The sequence below is a fragment of the Conexibacter sp. CPCC 206217 genome, from assembly GCF_030646165.1.
Lineage (GTDB): Bacteria > Actinomycetota > Thermoleophilia > Solirubrobacterales > Solirubrobacteraceae > Conexibacter.
The window spans coordinates 505,240-520,517 of the sequence record NZ_JAUTDO010000003.1 but is presented as its reverse complement, the minus strand read 5'-3'; the positions used below and the strand labels follow the sequence as shown (position 1 = coordinate 520,517).

Genomic DNA, 15,278 nt, shown 5'->3' with positions numbered 1-15,278 from the left:
GCGCGGACGATATCCCTTGGCGATCCGTTTGTGATCCTGTACGATTGTACGCTATGCAAGACAACGCCAGCGCCGTGTTCGAGGCGCACGCCACCCGTTACGCCGACGACCTCCGGCGTCAGCTGATCCCGCCCTTCGACGCCTTCTACGGCACGGCGGTCGCCGCGCTCGCCGACGCCGGCGCGCCGTTGGCCCGGGTCCTGGATCTGGGCGCCGGCACCGGCCTGCTCGCGGGCACGGTCGCCGCCGCGTACCCGGCCGCACACGTCGTCTTGGTCGACGGCGCGCCCGCGATGCTGGAGCAGGCGCGGCAGCGGTTGGGCGGGGCGGTCGGATCGGCCGAGTTTCACGTCGCCGACCTGCGCGATCCCTTCCCGACCGCTCCCGACGGCACCCCGTACGACGCGATCGTCTCCGCATTGGCGATTCACCATCTCGACGACGGCGGCAAGCGCGACCTGTTCGCACGCGCGTTCGCGGCGTTGCGGCCGGGCGGCGTGTTCGTCAACGCGGAGCAGGTGATCGGCCGCACGGACGCGATCACCGCCCGCTACCGCGCCTGGCACGAGTCGACGAGCAAATCGCTCGGCGTCACCGACGAGCAGTGGGAGGCGGCCGAGGAGCGGATGAGCCACGACCGCTGCGCGACCGTCGAGGACCAGTTGGAGTGGCTGGCGCGCGCAGGCTTCGACGACCCCGACGCCCCGATGCGCGACCACCGCTTCGCCGTCATCGTCGCACGCAAGCCGACCTGACAGCCGAGGAGCGGTCCGTTGCTGGTCCATACGACCAGCGATCGACCGCTCCTCGGCGGCGGCGCTGGTCGAGGCCGGCGACGAGGTCGTCGGGCCGCACGTCCGCCGACGATCTCGCGCACCCGCACGCCGGCAGCGCGCGCTACCGCTCTGCCGCCGCCAACCGCCGCTCGACCACCCGCGGCAAGCGCCCGTCGGTCGACAGCCACGAGCCGATCAGGATCAGGATCAGGCCGAGCAGCGCGCCCGCGCCCGGTTGCTCGCCCAGCAGCGCGACGCCGAGCGCGAGCGCGACGACCGGGTTGACGTAGGTGATGATCACCGAGCGGCTCGGGCCGGCGAGTCGGATCAGCTCGGCGAAGGCGACGAACGCGGCCGCGGTGCAGACGAGGCCGAGCACGACGATCGCCGCGATCGCGCCCACCGGCGGGACCTCCGTCGGCGGGTCGAGCGCCGCGACCGGGGTCAGCACGACCGTCGCGAGCAGCAGGCTGACGCCCATCGTCGCGCGGCCGTCGAGGCCGTTCAGCCCGCGCGAGACGATCAGCGGGCCGCATGCGTAGCCGGCCGCCGCGATCACGATCGCACCGATCCCGAGCAGCTCGTCGGCGCTGCCGGCCACGTCGATCCCGACCAGTGCTGCGACGCCCGCGAAGCCGAGCAGCATCCCGATCAGCCGGCGGCCCGTCAGCCGTTCACCGGGGGCGAAGCGCAGCGCCAGCAGCGACGCGATCAGCGGCACCGTCGCGATCGCGATCGCTGTCGTGGAGGAGGAGACGTGCGTCTCGCCAAACGCGATCAGCGGGAACGGGATCGAGATCTCGATCACCGCGTAGGCGAGCAGCCAGCGCCCGCGGCCGCGCAGCGCGCCGAGCGTTCTCGCGTGCCAGGCGAGCGGCAGCAGGACGCACGCGGCCATCAGCACGCGCACCCAGGCGACGAACGCGGGCGGCACGCCGTCGTCGACCGCGACCTTGATGAACAGGTACGGGATCCCCCACAGGATCGACATCGTGGCGAATGCCGCCCATGCGCGAGAGCTCATTGTGTCCAGGGTATGCAAGTGTGCAGGGATGCCGCAGATCGGTCTCGGCCTCGCCGCCATCGGGCGGCCGGCCTACATCAACCTTGGACGTGACGAGGACCTCGGAGCGGACCGCTCCGTCGAGACCTTGCGCGCAGAAGCGCACACCGTGCTCGACGCCGCGCGCGACGCCGGCGTCGGCTGGATCGACACCGCCCGCTCCTACGGCCGCGCCGAGGAGTTCCTCGGCGACTGGCTGCACGAGCGCGAGATCACGCCCGACGCGCTGACGATCTCGTCGAAGTGGGGCTACGCCTACGTCGGGCAGTGGCGGATGGACGCCGAGGTGCACGAGCGCAAGCAGCTCGACGCCAACCAGCTGCGCAGACAGCTCGCGCAGACGCGCTCGCTGCTCGGCGACCAGCTCGACGTCTACGCGATCCACTCCGCGACGATCGAGAGCGGCGTGCTGGAGGACGCGGAGGTGCTCGGCCTGCTGGCGGAGCTGAGACGCAGCGGCGTGCGCGTCGGGCTCTCCACGACCGGTCCCGCGCAGGCCGCGACGATCGACCGCGCCGTCGAGCTGGAGCGCTTCGACGTCGTGCAGGCGACCTGGAACCTCTACGAACGCAGCGCCGGCGACGCGCTCGCGCGCGCCAAGGAGGCCGGTCTGACGGTGATGGTGAAGGAGGGCGTCGCGAACGGCCGCCTGACCGCGCACGCCGCGCCGCCGGAACTGGCCGCCGCCGCGCAGGAGCTCGACACGACCCCGGACGCGATCGCGCTCGCCGCGATCCTCGCGCGGCCGTGGGTCGACGTCGTGCTCAGCGGCGCGGTCACCCCCGCGATGCTGCGCAGCAACCTCGCCGCCACCGACGTCGTCTGGACCGACGCGCTCGAGGGCCGCCTGGCGCCGCTGGCGCGCGATCCCGAGACGTATTGGGGGGAGCGCTCGGCGCTGCCCTGGGGGTGAGGGAGCGCGCCGTCAGGTATGGGACGGCGATCGCGGACGTGGTGGCGGGTTGAAGATCAGCCGGCCGGCGTGCCGGCGGACTGCTCGACATGGGAGCCGTTGCGGCCCTTGATCACGTGCAGCTTGGCCGGGACGCGCTGGCGCAGTTCGGCGACGTGGGAGACGATCCCGACGGCGCGACCGCCCTCGCGCAGGGTGTCGAGCACGTCGAGCACCTCGTCGAGCGTGCGCTCGTCGAGCGAGCCGAAGCCCTCGTCGATGAAGAGCGTCTCCAGGCGGCTGCCGCCGGCGTCGGCGGCGACGACGTCGGCGAGCCCGAGCGCGAGCGCGAGGCTGGCGAGGAAGGTCTCGCCGCCCGACAGCGTCGAGGGCGGGCGCTCGCGGCCGGTCCAGCCGTCGACGATCCTCAGGTCGAGCCCGCCGCGGCGACGGCCGCGCGCGCCGTCGTCGGCGTGGATCAGCGCGTACCGCCCGTTCGACATCCGCTCCAACCGGATCGTCGCAGCCGCCGCGACCTCCTCCAGTCGCGCCGCGAGCACGTACGCCGAGAGCCGCATTCTGAGCCTGTTCGCGGCCGATCCGCCGTCCACGAGCGCCGCCAGCTCACGGATCGTGCGCTCGCGCTCGGCGACCGGCGCGAGCGCGGTGAGCGCGTCGTCGAGCGCGCCCGTCAGGCTCGTCACCTCCGCGAGACGGCGCTGCTGCACCGTGTGCCGTCCTTGACTCGCCTCGTCCTGCGCTGCCACCTGCCGGGCCGCCGCGGTCAGTGCCGGAAGATCGGGCGCGTCGGCCGCCGCGGCCGCCTTCAGGGTCGGGTCCTGCACGAGCGCGGTTCGGCTCGCGACGCCTTCGTCGTAGGCGCGCAGGCGCTGCTCCAGTTGGGCGAGCGCGGTGGCGTCGCGGACGGCGGCTGCGGCGCGTTCGATCGCGATGCGGGCGCGGGCGGCGGCGAGCAGCTCCTCATCGCTCGGGGCGAAGCCGGCGTTGATCGCGGCGGTCGCTGCGGCCGCGTGCGCCTCGGCGCGGGCGGCTGTGGCGCGGGCGGCCCGTTCCAGCGCTACGGCGGCGTGCTCGGCCGCGTCGGTGCGCGCGTGCAGGGTCTCGATCCGCTGCGCGATCGTCGCCGCGCCGCCGCGCGCGTCCCGGACGCGGGTGCGGTCGGCGTCGAGCGCGGTCGAGCGCTCGGCGTGGGCGGAGCGGGCGGCGGCGGCGACCTGCTCGGCGTCACGGCGCTGCTGCTCGTGCGCGGCGGTCGCGGTGGCGAGCGCGCGCAACGCCCGCTCCGCGCCCGCGAGCCCGCCGGCCTCCGCGCGCACACCCGTGACCTGTTCGGCGAGCTGCGCTGCAAGCCCCCGCAGTTCCTCGGCGGATGCGTCGCCCGCGACCGCACGCGCGGCCGCCAGCGCCGTCGCGTTCGCGGCCGCCTCGCGCTCCAGCGCGGCGCGCTCCTCGGCGCATGCGGCGTGTGCTTCCTGCGCGGTCTCTTCTCGTTCGGCGAGGGGGATGTCGGGAGGGCGCGCTGCTTTGGCGGCAGCGGCACGGTCGATCGCCGAGGGCTCGTCGGCCGCCGCAGTGGTGATGTCGGTCGCGAGGTGGGCCGGCGCCGGATGCTCGGTCGAGCCGCAGACGGTGCACGGCTCGCCGGGCGCCAGGTTCGCGGCCAGTTCGGCGGCCATTCCGGCGAGGCGGCGCTCGCGGAGGTCGAGCCAGACGGTGCGGGCGGACTGCTCGGCGTCGACGGCGGCGCGGACGCGATCGTCGAAGCTCGTCTGCGCGGCGGACAGCCGGTCGCGGTCCGCGGCGCGCTCGGCGCGCTCCTGTGCGGTGCTCGCCTCCGCCGCCAGCGCTTCGAGCCGGTCGGCGGCGCGGCGGGCCGACTGCGCGACGCCGTCGAGCCGGACGCGCTCCTGCTCGGCGTCGGCGAGCGCCTGGGTGGCGGTCGCCGCCCTTGCGGTGGCGGCATCGGCCTGGCCGAGCAGCTCCGTGAGTGACCGCTCGTCCTGCTCCAACCGCTCCTCGACCGCGACGAGCGCGCCCAGCGCGCCGGCACGCGTGCGCAGCTCGGCGGCGTGAGCGCGCAGCGGGGCGGCGGCGGGGGCTACGGGCGGGTCGGGCTGCGGCTCGGAAGCCGGCTCCGCCCCGAACAACGGCGCATCGAAGAGCGTCGGAGCCGCCGGCGGATCGAAAAGCGTCGGTTCTTCGGGAGGAACGACAGTTTGCTGCTGCTCTACCGCAGTGATCCTTCGATCCTCGGGCTCCGGCGCTCGGGCGGCCGCTTCCGACGCGCGCTCGCCCTGCAGCGCGGCGGCGCGCGCCTCTTCGTCGAGTCGGTTCCAGGCCTCATCCGCCGCCTGCTGCGCCTCCTCGGCCTCGATCGCGCGGGCTTCGGCGGCGGCGAGGAGCGGGGCGATCGGGGCGGCGGCGCGGGCGCTCAGCAGCTCGCGCTCGGCATCGTCGCGGGTCGTCTGGCGTGAGCGCCAGCTTTCCAGCTCGGCGGCTGCGGTGGCGTGGCGGGTGCGGCGTTCGGCAAGCTCGGTCGCTTCGGTGAGCGCGCGCTCGGCGCTTGCACGCGCGCTGCGGGCGCCGACCGCGGCCTCCTGTGCCGTGACCGCGTTGGCCTGCGCGGTGACGTTGAGGCCGCCGGCCCACTCGCGCACGCTCGCGGGATCGAGCTCCCATTGCTCGGGGGCCGGCTCGTCCGCGGCCTGCGACAGGCGCGAGACGACGTCGCGCACGGTGCCGAGCTGGTCGTACAGCTCACCGCGTGCCATCCGCGCGCGATCTCTCAGCCACCACTCGACCTGGGCGAAGCGCTCGGTGCCGAAGAGCCGCTCCAGCAGCACGCGGCGGTCGTCGCTGCCGGCGCGCAGGAAGGCGGCGAACTCGCCCTGGGGCAGCAGCACCACTTGACAGAACTGGTCGACCGACATCCCGAGCGGGTCAGCCAGCTCGCTTCTCGCCTCCTCGGGGCGGGCGGCGAGCGTCGTCCACTCGCCGTCACGCAACTCCTGGACCGTGCAGGCGTGACCTTCCTCGGTGACGCCGTCGCCGCGCAGCTTCGGTCGCTCCTGCTTCGGCCGCCGCACGATTCTGAAACGGCGGTCGCGCAGGGTGACCTCCAGCTCGACCTCGGTTCTGACGTCGGCCGCGGCGTGATCGGAGCGCAGGCGGGCGTCGCGGGCGCGCGCGCCGGGGACCTCGCCGTAGAGGGCGAAGCAGACCGCGTCGAGCAACGTCGTCTTGCCGGCGCCGGTGTCGCCGTGAAAGAGGAAGAGGCCGGCCGCGCCGAGCGCGTCGAAGTCGACCTGCTCGGTGCCCGCGAACGCCTGGAAGGCGGTCACACGAAGGCGGTGCAGGCGCATCCGCTCAGCCTAGTGCCGTTTCAGGCGACGTTCGCTCCGTCGGGCTCGTCCTCGCCGCGCCTGGCGGCGTCCTCGACCACTCGAAAGACCTCCGGTCTTCCTTCGGGTCTGCGTCCTTGCCAGCCACGACGATCACTTCGCCGGACAGGGCACACGTCACCAGACACGGCACCGGTCGCAGGACACCGCCGCCTATGCGACGGCCTCGGCGACGCGGCGGGCCGTCAGCGCGTCGCGCAGGAGGCTCAGCTCGTCGTCGTCGGCGCCGCTGCCGCGCACGTCGGCGACGAAGCGGCGCAGCAGCTCGTCGTCGTCGAGCCCGCGCAGGCGCTGGTACGAGTCGCGGGCCGAGCCGGCGTCGCCCTGCGGATCGAACGCGAGCACGACGGCATGCGGGAAGCGCGCCCGCAGCCGCTCCATCGCGTCGCTGGGACGGACCGGATCGGTCAGCGTCGCCTGGACCCAGTCGGCCTCGCGGTCGCGCAACCGCGGATCGGCCAGCAGCTCGTCGAGCGTGCCGCGCAGCGAGGCGAGCTTGCGGGGGACCGGGACGGGGAGCAGCTCGACGCCGACAGCGCCCTCACCGACCTCCACGATCGCGACCGACTTCCTCTGCGTCGCCTCGCTGAACGAGAACGCGAGCGGGGAGCCGGCGTAGCGTCCGGTGCCGGCGCCGACCGTCTGCGGTCCGTGCAGATGACCGAGCGCGACGTAGTCGGCACCCGCGAACGCGCCAGGCGGCACGTGCGCCGCGCCGCCGACCGCCAGGTCGCGCTCGCTCTCGGAGCCAGCCGCACCGGAGACGAAGGCGTGGGCCATCACGATCACCGGCGTCGCACCCGTGTCACCGGGCGCGCGCGTCGTGGTCGCCGCGTCGGCGTGCAAGCCGCGCGCCGCCAGATCCCCCCGCACGCGCGCCATCGCGGCGCCGATCACGGCGGCGTGGGAGCGCTCCTCGACGCCGAGCGGCGCGCGCACGAGGTCGGGCTCGAGATAGGGAAGGGGGTAGACGAGCGTGCCGGCGATGCTGACCGGCATCCCGATCGCGGCCGGATCGGTCGCGACGTGGACGCGGGCGCGCGCGAACAGTTCGGCGCCGAAGCCGAGCCGCGCGGCCGAGTCGTGGTTGCCTGAGATCACGACGACCGGCGCAACCTCGGACAGCCGCGCGAGCGCCTCGGAGGCGAGCCGGACGGCATCGACCGGCGGCAGCGCGCGGTCGTACACGTCGCCCGCCAGCAGGATCCCGTCCACCGCTTGCGCGCGGGCGACATCGACGACGAAGTCGACGAACGCCGCCTGCTCCCGCAGCAGGTCCTCGCCGTGGAAGGCGCGGCCGAGATGCCAGTCAGCGGTGTGGAGGAAACGCGCCATCGGCCGACCAACGATGGCGCTCGTGCCGGACGGAACCGCGGCGGCGGGCCTGGCGGCTTCCCGCCTATCCGGATCGCCTCCCGCCGGTTACCGTCCACCGCCATGCAGCAGACCGACGACGGCTGGGCCGGGCTTGCGTTCACGCCGGAGTGGCGGCACTACCAGCGGCTCGCGCTCGCTGCCTTCGACGCCGATCGGGCCGCGAGGCGGCGCAACACGCACATCGTCGCACCGCCCGGCTCGGGCAAGACCGTGATCGGGCTGGAGATCGCGCGGCAGCTCGGCCGGCCCGCGCTGGTCCTGTGCCCGACCGCCGCGATCCAGCAGCAGTGGGGCGGCGCGCTGCGGCTGTTCGGAGGGGACGACACGACGCCGCTGCACGCCCTCACCTACCAGGCGATCTGCCAGACGGCCGATCCCGGCGGCGTGCTGGAAGAGGCCGCGCTGCAGCGGCTCGCGGTCGAGCGGGCGCGGGACACGGCGACCACGGTCGAGGTCGCCCGCGCGGAGCAGGACGGGTACGAGGGCACCGCGCGCAGACGACTGCAGCGCGACGCCGCGACCGTCGTCGCGACGCTCAAGCGGGAGATCGCGCGCGGGGAGCGTCTGGACCTGGCGGCGCACGACCTGCTCGGGCCGGGCGCGGCCGCGCGACTCGCTGAGCTGCAGGCGAGCGGCGTGCGGACCGTCCTGCTCGACGAATGCCACCATCTCGTCTCGACCTGGGGCTACCTCGTGCGGGCGGTGATCGCCGCGCTCGGCGACGACGTCCACGTCGTCGGGCTGACCGCGACCAGCCCGCTCGACCTCAGCGGCGAGGAGGCGGCGCTGTACGCGGACCTGCTCGGCGAGGTCGACTTCGAGATCGCGACGCCGGCGGTCGTGAAGGAGGGGTATCTCGCGCCCTACCAGGAGCTGGCGCTGTTCACGACGCCGCTCGACTCCGAGCGCGCCTGGCTCGACGAGCACCACGCGCGCTTCCAGGAACTGCTCGCCCGCATCCACGAACCAGCGCCGCCCGGCTCCGACGAGGAGGAGCTGTCGTTCGGCAGCTGGGTGATCGGGCGGATCCGCCATCGGGATGCGCAGACAGGTGAGGGAACGCTCTCCTTCGCCGCCTTCGCGAAGCGCCAGCCGAGGCTCGCGCGCGCCGGGATCCGCTACCTCCGCAGCGCCGGGCTGGAGCTGCCGCCGGACGCGCCGCGCGGGGAGGGGGCGAGCGCGCCGCTGGACGTCGACGACTGGCTCGTGCTGCTGGACGACTGGGCGCTGCGCTGCCTGCGGGCGCATCCCGGTGCTGCGGCGGAGCGGTTGTGGGAGCAGCTCGCGGGCGGGCTCGCCGACATCGGCTACACGCTCACCCGCCGCGGGATCCGCCCCGGCCGCGACGACCTCGACCGCGTCCTGGTCCACTCCGCCGCGAAGGCGCTGCTGGTCGCCGACGCGCTCGACGCCGAGCATGCGATTCGCGGCGCCCGGCTGCGCGGCGTCGTGCTGTGCGACAGCGAGCGCCCCGCCCGCGCGCCCGAGGACACCGCCCTGACGCTCGGTGGCGGCCTCGCGTTGCTGCGTGCGCTCGTCGCCGACGACCGCACGGCGATGCTGCGCCCGCTGCTGCTGACCGGCACGACCGTCGCGTGTGCGCCGGACGACGCCGACGCCTGGCGGGCGGCGATCGCGGCAGAACTGCCGGCGGAGCTGGCGAGCACGCTGCGATGCGAGCCGCTGGAGGGCAGCGTCGGCGACGGGTCGCTGACCCGGATCACCGCCGACCACCCCGGCTGGACGACCGCGGCGTACGTCGGGGCGGTGACGCGGGCATTTGCGGCTGCCACGGGCGCGGCGGCGCCCGCTGGCGCCGCCACTGCGACCAGCGCGTTCGCCGCCACCGGCGCGGCGAACGAGAGCCCCACCGAGCACCGACAGTTCTTGGTCGCTGAGCGACCAAGAACTGTCGGTGCTCCGGCGGCGAGCGTCGGCGCGCGGCCGACCGGCTGCGTCCTGATCGGCACCCGCGCGCTGCTCGGCGAGGGGTGGGACTGTCCTGCGGTCAACGTGCTCGTCGACTGCACCTCGGTCGCGGCTTCGGTGTCGGTGCGGCAGATGCGGGGGCGGTCGCTGCGGCTGGATCCGGGGGACGGCGAGAAGATCGCGTCGAACTGGGACGTCGTCTGCGTCGTGCCGGAACTGGAGCGCGGCAGCGCCGACTACGCCCGCTTCGTGCGCCGCCACACGCACCTGCACGCGCCCTGCGAGGACGGGTCGATCGAGTCCGGCGTCTCGCACGTCCACCCGGAGCTGTCTCCGTACGCTCCGCCGCCCGCGGATCGCTTCACCGCCCTCAACATCGCCGCGCTCGACCGCGCCGCGGACCTCGCTGCGGCACAGGAGCGCTGGCGCGTCGGCGAGCCGTACCGCGGGCAGGAGCTGCCGGTGCTGCTGGTGCGGCGCGCGGGGGCCGGCGGCGCGTGGGACGGAGCCGCGGGTCCGGCTGGCTCAGCTCTGGCCGGACCCGCCGGCGCGGCTCTCGCCGGCGCGGCTGGACCCGCCGGCGCGGCCGGACCGGCCGGCGCGGCCGGACCCGCCGGCCCGGCCCTCGCCGGCGCGGCCGGACCCGCCGGCCCGGCCGGACCGGCACGAGCCGGGAGCACCGCTGACCTCCCGCTCCCGTACCACCTCGTCACCTCCGCAAGACCGCTCCCGACAACCGGCCGCATCGCCGCAACCGCCGCGCTCGCAGCCCTGCTCGCAGCAGCCGCCGCCGCAGCCGCGGGCTCGCTCGCGGTCGGCGTCATCGCCTTTGCGGCAGCGCTCGCGCTGATTGCGACGGGACTGTTCCAAGCGCATGCCCGCGGGCGCACACCCTTCGCCCCGGTCGCGCTCGAACGCGCGGCGCGCGCAGTGCTCGACGCGTATGGGGAGCTGGGGGAGATCCGACCGCAAGCTGTCGTCAGCCTGCAGTTCGCGCCACGGCTGGGCGGGCGGATCCGCTGTGCGCTCGCGGACGGCAGCGCGGCGGAGAACCGGATCTTCGCGAACGCGCTGGAGGAGGCGCTCGGCGCCGCCGCCGGGCACCGCTACCTCGTCAGCCGCGCGCTCGTGCAGCCCGGCGTGAATCCGGTGACGCGGCTGGCCCGCGCCACGCTCGGCAAGGAGCGGCCGCAGCTCGCCTGGCATCCGGTCCCGAGCGACCTCGGGCGCAACCGCAGACGCGCGGACGCGTACCTGCGCGCGTGGCAGCGCTCGGTCTCACCGGAGGCGACGCTCACGTACACCGTCGGCAGCGAGCACGGTCAGCGCCTCCTGCTGCAGGCGTCGAGTGACGCGGCCGGCTACGTCGCCAGCCACCGCACGCTCTGGGTCTGAGCAAGCGGGCGCAGCAAGAGGAGCGCCGCTCAGCCGAGCGGACGCCACGGGTCGAGCGCGCCGCGACTCAGGCCGTCCGCGGCCCGGGCGGGTCCGTCGGGCGCAGGCGGCGGCGGGCCTCGTCGGCGGCGAGCCGCGCGACGCGGCGCTGTGCGAGCTCGTCGACCGGCGCGGCCTTCGGCGCCTTTCCCGCGCGCACCTCGCGCGCCCGCTCGATCGCCGCGGTGATCTCGGCCGAGCGTCCGCGAGCGTTCTTGTCCCAGCTCTCCGGCATGTCGCTGTCCGTGGGCATGGGGCTGAGATCGGCAGCAACGGCCAATTCCTTGAATCTGGGCATTTCATCCGGAACGGAGGTCGACCACGCCGCCGGATGCGAGATGCTTGCGCGATGACCATCCATCGTCTCGGCCGGCTCGCCTGCGTCGTCGTGCTCGACGCGGTGCTGCTGCTCCTGCTCGCCGCGATCCTGCCCGGCTTCAGCACGGACGACTTCGCCGCCGCGCTCGCGCTCGCGATCCTGCTCGGGCTCGCGAACGCGCTCGTGTGGCCGCTGATGATCCGCTTCGCGCTGCCGTTCACGGTCGCGACGCTCGGCCTCGGCGCGCTGCTGCTCAACGGCGTGGTGCTGCTGGCGATCGCCGAGATCGACCAGGGTGTCCACGTCAGAGGGATCTGGACCGCCGTCATCGTCACGCTCGCCCTGACGGTCCTGTCCGCCGTCTCCAACGCCGTCCTCGCGCTCGACTCCGGCGACCTCTGGTACCGCCACGTCGTGCGCAGACAGCTGAAGCGGACGAAGCTCGCGGTCGAGAGCGAGGTGCCGGGGATCCTCTTCCTCGAGATCGACGGGCTCGCGCACGAGATCCTCCAGCGCGCCCTGCGCGACGGCAACGCGCCGACGCTCGCGCGCTGGATCCATCGCGGCGATCACAGGCTGGAGCGGTGGGAGACCGACTGGTCGTCGCAGACCGGCGCCTGCCAGGCGGGCATCCTGCACGGCGACAACCACGACATGCCGGCGTTCCGCTGGTGGGAGAAGGATCGCGGCAAGGCGATCGTCACCAACCACCCGCGCGACGCGGAGGAACTGGAGCGGCGCCACTCCGACGGCCGCGGCCTGCTGCACGCCGACGGCGCCAGCCGCGCGAACATCCTCTCCGGCGACGCGCCGCACTCGATGCTGACGATGAGCACGGTGCTGGACCGCAGACGCCAGGGCCGCATCGGGCAGGACTACTTCGCCTACTTCGCGAGCCCGTACGGGGTCGCGCTCACGTTCATGCGCTGTCTCGGCGAGATCGTCATCGAACGCGCCGCGGCGATCCAGCAGAAGCGGCGCGACGTGCTGCCGCGGATCCACCGCGGCGGCTCCTACCCGCTCGTGCGGGCGTTCGGCACGGTGATCCAGCTCGACCTGCAGGTCGCGGCCGTGACCGCCGACGTGCTCGCCGGACGCCCCGTCGTCTACACGACCTTCCTCGCCTACGACGAGGTCGCGCACCACTCGGGCGTCGAGCGTCCGGACACGCTTGCTGTGCTGCGCCGCGTCGACCGCGCGATCGCGAGGATCGCCAGCGCCGTCGAGCACGCCCCGCGCCGGTACGAGCTGGTCGTGCTCGCCGACCACGGCCAGAGCCAGGGCGCGACCTTCCTGCAGCGCTACGGCGAGTCGCTGGAGCAGCTCGTCAGACGCGTCGTCGAGGGCGGCGAGGGCAAGGTCGAGGCGTCGACCGCGGAGTCCGACGAAGGCCGCGGCCAGCTCAAGGCGGGCATCACGGAGCTGGGGACCCGACCCGGCGTGACCGGTCGCGCGGCGAAGGCGATCTCCGACAGACAGGAGCAGAAGCAGGCGCTCCCGGCCGGCGAGCAGCCGCCGGAGATCGCCGTGATGGCGTCCGGCAACCTCGGGTTGATCTCGTTCCCGCGCGAGGAGGGTCGCGTCACGCTGGAGCAGATCGAGCAGCGCCGCCCCGGCCTGCTCGACGCGCTGCGCGCGCACGAGGGGATCGGCTTCGTGCTCGTCAGGTCCGAGCGCGACGGAGCGGTCGCGCTGGGGGCGAACGGCCACCACCTGCTCGACACCGGCGTCGTCGAGGGGGAGGATCCGCTGGCGCCGTTCGGGCCCAACGCGGCCGACCACGTGCGCCGCACCGACGCCTTCCCGCACTGCCCGGACATCCTCGTCAACAGCCGCTACTGGAGCGATGTCGACGAGGTCGCCGCGTTCGAGGAGCTGGTCGGCTCGCACGGCGGGCTCGGCGGCGCGCAGGCGCTGCCGTTCGTGCTGCGGCCGACGCGGCTGCCGTGGCCCGAGGGAGACCAGGTCGTCGGTTCCGGCACGATCCACCGGATCTTCTGCGGCTGGCTGCACGAGCTGGGCCAGGACGGCTACGACCCGTTCGTGCCGGAGGCCGCGCGCGCCTGAGCGGCAACCCGCTCGCCGCGGGCTGGGCGCGGAGCGATCAAGAGCGTGCTCGACCGAGGGAGCGCGCGTCGGGCGCCGCGGCGCGCCCGTGCTAGTCGTCGATCTCGACCGACCCGCCGGGCGCCAGCAGCTCCACCCGCACGCCGGGAGCGAACTCCGCGACGTGGCGCGCGAACTGCGGGCCCGGGTCGTGCAGGACGTGGCCGTAGCGCCGCAGCATGCCGATCGGCAGGTAGGTGCCCCAGTGGATCGGTACGACGACGCGCGGCTGGACCATCGCGATCGCTCTCGCCGCGCTCTCCGGGTCGACGTGGCCGGGGCCGAGCGACGGTCCCCAGCCCCAGATCGGCATCAGCGCGACGTCGACCGTGCCGCGCAGCTGCGCCATCTGGTCGTCGACGTCGGTGTCGCCAGCGAACCAGACGCCGTCGACGACGTAGCCGACCGCCTCGACCTCGTGCGAGAACGGCAGCGGGCTGCGCTTCGCGGCGTGCCAGGCGGGGACGGCGAGCACGTCGGTCCCGGCGAGGTCCGCGTGCGCGCCGCTCGTCAGCTCGCGCACACCGCCGAACGACAGTCCGTTGACGATCCCGCCCGCTCCCGGCGGCACGACGATCGTCGTGCGCGGTCCCGCGAGCCCTCTCAGCGTCGGGCGGTCGAGGTGGTCCTGGTGAACGTGCGAGATCAGCACCGCGTCGAGCCCGTCGAGCGCGCCGGGCGGCGCCGTCGGCACATGCCGCCGCAGATGCGCCACGCGCGTGCGCAGGATCGGGTCGGTCAGCAGCCGCGCCCCGTCACGGGTCTCGATCAGAACGGTGGCGTGCCCATACCAGGTGATCCGTCGCATCATCCGGGGAGCTTGTCAGGCGGCGGGACGGGAGCGGCGGGCGGCCGCGCTGTCGACGCGGCCGGCGGTCCGTCCGCGGGCGGAGCCTCTTGCGCGGGCGCCACCGGATCCCGCAGCGCCCGCGCGCCGCCCAGCCAGCGCGTCAGCTCCTCGCCGCTCACCACCAGCTCGGGCACGCCGCCGCGCAGCGCGCGGCGGCTCAGCTCGGCGAGCGGGAGCGGGCCGCCGGCGCTCGCCAGCACGACGATGTTGCCGCCCTGGCGGCCTCTGATCACTTTGCGCGTCGCCACCACCGCGACCGCGTCGAACAGCTCCTGCGCGCCGGCCGCCAGCGCCCGCGCCAGCTGCGGCGGCGGGCTGTCGATCACGTTCGCGGCGAACGCGCCGCCGGGGCGCAGGCCGCGCCGCGCCGCGCGCAGGAACTCGACCGTCGTCAGATGCTCCGGCACCGACGTGCCGTGGAACGCGTCGAGCACGACGAGGTCCGCCGAGGCCGGTGCGCGGCGCTCCATCACCGCGCGCGCGTCGGCGACGCGCACCCGCAGCGCGCGGTCCGTTCTGAGCCCCAGCTGTTCGCGCGCCAGCTCGACCAGCTCCGGATCGATCTCCGCGATCTCGCTGCGTGAGCCGGGGCGCGTCGCGGCGACGTAGCGCGGCAGCGTGAAGCCGCCGCCGCCGAGGTGGACGACGTCCAGCGGCGCGCCGGGCGGGGCCACCACGTCGGCGAGGTCGGCGAAGCGGCGCACGTAGGCGAAGTCGATCGCGGTCGGGTCGCGCAGGTCGACGTGCGAGCAGTCCTCGCCGTCGAGCCGCAGCAGCCGTCGCCACGGCCGCTCCGGCTCCGGGACGACCTCCGCCAGCGCGAACGGCGTCTGGCGCTCGACCCGCTCGCTGGACCAGCGCGCGTCGTCGCGGCGGCCGACGGCACGGCCGCCCGCGCGGGACCCGCCGCCGCGTCTGCCGCTGCCGCCACCGCCACCGCGCGAGCGCGACCCCGATCCAGAGCGAGAAGCCATCCGCCACAGCATGCCCGACCACCCCGACGCACGGTCGCGCCGCTCCCCGGCGGCACGGCGTCGAGGGGCGGGGCGGGCACCCCGAGGGGTCGGTGCTGCCGGCCGCGGCGATCGACGCCTGGGTCGCGCATGCCGG

At 74.7% G+C, this 15,278-nt stretch carries 10 protein-coding genes; 4 read left to right on the top strand and 6 right to left on the bottom strand.

Going from position 1 to position 15,278, the window contains the following annotated elements:
- Window positions 1–53 precede the first annotated feature (53 nt).
- Window positions 54–755: a trans-aconitate 2-methyltransferase gene (locus tag Q7L65_RS10755; protein ID WP_304721055.1), complete on the top strand. Its 702-nt coding sequence runs from the start codon at window positions 54–56 to the stop codon at window positions 753–755.
- A gap of 142 nt (window positions 756–897) precedes the next feature.
- Here Q7L65_RS10755 and Q7L65_RS10750 read toward each other — a convergent pair whose 3' ends face one another.
- A complete protein-coding gene (locus tag Q7L65_RS10750) occupies window positions 898–1,800 on the bottom strand; it encodes a DMT family transporter (RefSeq protein ID WP_304721054.1) in 903 nt (300 codons plus the stop codon).
- Window positions 1,801–1,828: 28 nt separating this feature from the next.
- On the opposite strand from Q7L65_RS10750, the gene Q7L65_RS10745 reads away from it, so the two are divergent.
- Window positions 1,829–2,752: an aldo/keto reductase gene (locus tag Q7L65_RS10745; protein WP_304721053.1), complete on the top strand. Its 924-nt coding sequence runs from the start codon at window positions 1,829–1,831 to the stop codon at window positions 2,750–2,752.
- A gap of 56 nt (window positions 2,753–2,808) precedes the next feature.
- On the opposite strand, the gene Q7L65_RS10740 is transcribed toward Q7L65_RS10745, so the two are convergent.
- Window positions 2,809–6,114, bottom strand: a complete 3,306-nt coding sequence (locus Q7L65_RS10740) for an AAA family ATPase (RefSeq protein ID WP_304721051.1) — start codon at window positions 6,112–6,114, stop codon at window positions 2,809–2,811.
- Between the two features lie 192 nt (window positions 6,115–6,306).
- Window positions 6,307–7,488: an exonuclease SbcCD subunit D gene (locus Q7L65_RS10735; RefSeq protein WP_304721049.1), complete on the bottom strand. Its 1,182-nt coding sequence runs from the start codon at window positions 7,486–7,488 to the stop codon at window positions 6,307–6,309.
- Window positions 7,489–7,590: 102 nt separating this feature from the next.
- Between Q7L65_RS10735 and Q7L65_RS10730 the strand changes: the two genes are divergently transcribed.
- Window positions 7,591–10,854 carry a DEAD/DEAH box helicase family protein gene (locus tag Q7L65_RS10730; RefSeq protein ID WP_304721047.1) on the top strand — a complete coding sequence of 1,088 codons (3,264 nt, stop codon included), beginning with the start codon at window positions 7,591–7,593 and terminating at the stop codon, window positions 10,852–10,854.
- Window positions 10,855–10,921: 67 nt separating this feature from the next.
- Here Q7L65_RS10730 and Q7L65_RS10725 read toward each other — a convergent pair whose 3' ends face one another.
- Window positions 10,922–11,146: a hypothetical protein gene (locus tag Q7L65_RS10725; protein WP_304721045.1), complete on the bottom strand. Its 225-nt coding sequence runs from the start codon at window positions 11,144–11,146 to the stop codon at window positions 10,922–10,924.
- A gap of 96 nt (window positions 11,147–11,242) precedes the next feature.
- Here Q7L65_RS10725 and Q7L65_RS10720 point away from each other — a divergent pair, with 96 nt between their 5' ends.
- Window positions 11,243–13,279 (top strand): phage holin family protein, encoded by a 2,037-nt coding sequence (locus tag Q7L65_RS10720; protein ID WP_304721043.1) that lies wholly within the window; start codon window positions 11,243–11,245, stop codon window positions 13,277–13,279.
- A gap of 91 nt (window positions 13,280–13,370) precedes the next feature.
- Here the strand turns inward: Q7L65_RS10720 and Q7L65_RS10715 are convergent, their stop codons facing one another.
- Both Q7L65_RS10715 and Q7L65_RS10710 read right to left on the bottom strand, forming a co-directional pair.
- The gene (locus Q7L65_RS10715) at window positions 13,371–14,129 is read right to left on the bottom strand and encodes an MBL fold metallo-hydrolase (protein WP_304721041.1); all 759 of its coding nucleotides are present in this window, start codon (window positions 14,127–14,129) and stop codon (window positions 13,371–13,373) included.
- The gene (locus Q7L65_RS10710; protein WP_304721039.1) at window positions 14,126–15,142 is read right to left on the bottom strand and encodes a spermidine synthase; all 1,017 of its coding nucleotides are present in this window, start codon (window positions 15,140–15,142) and stop codon (window positions 14,126–14,128) included. The genes Q7L65_RS10715 and Q7L65_RS10710 overlap by 4 nt, the downstream gene beginning before the upstream one ends.
- Window positions 15,143–15,278 lie beyond the last annotated feature (136 nt).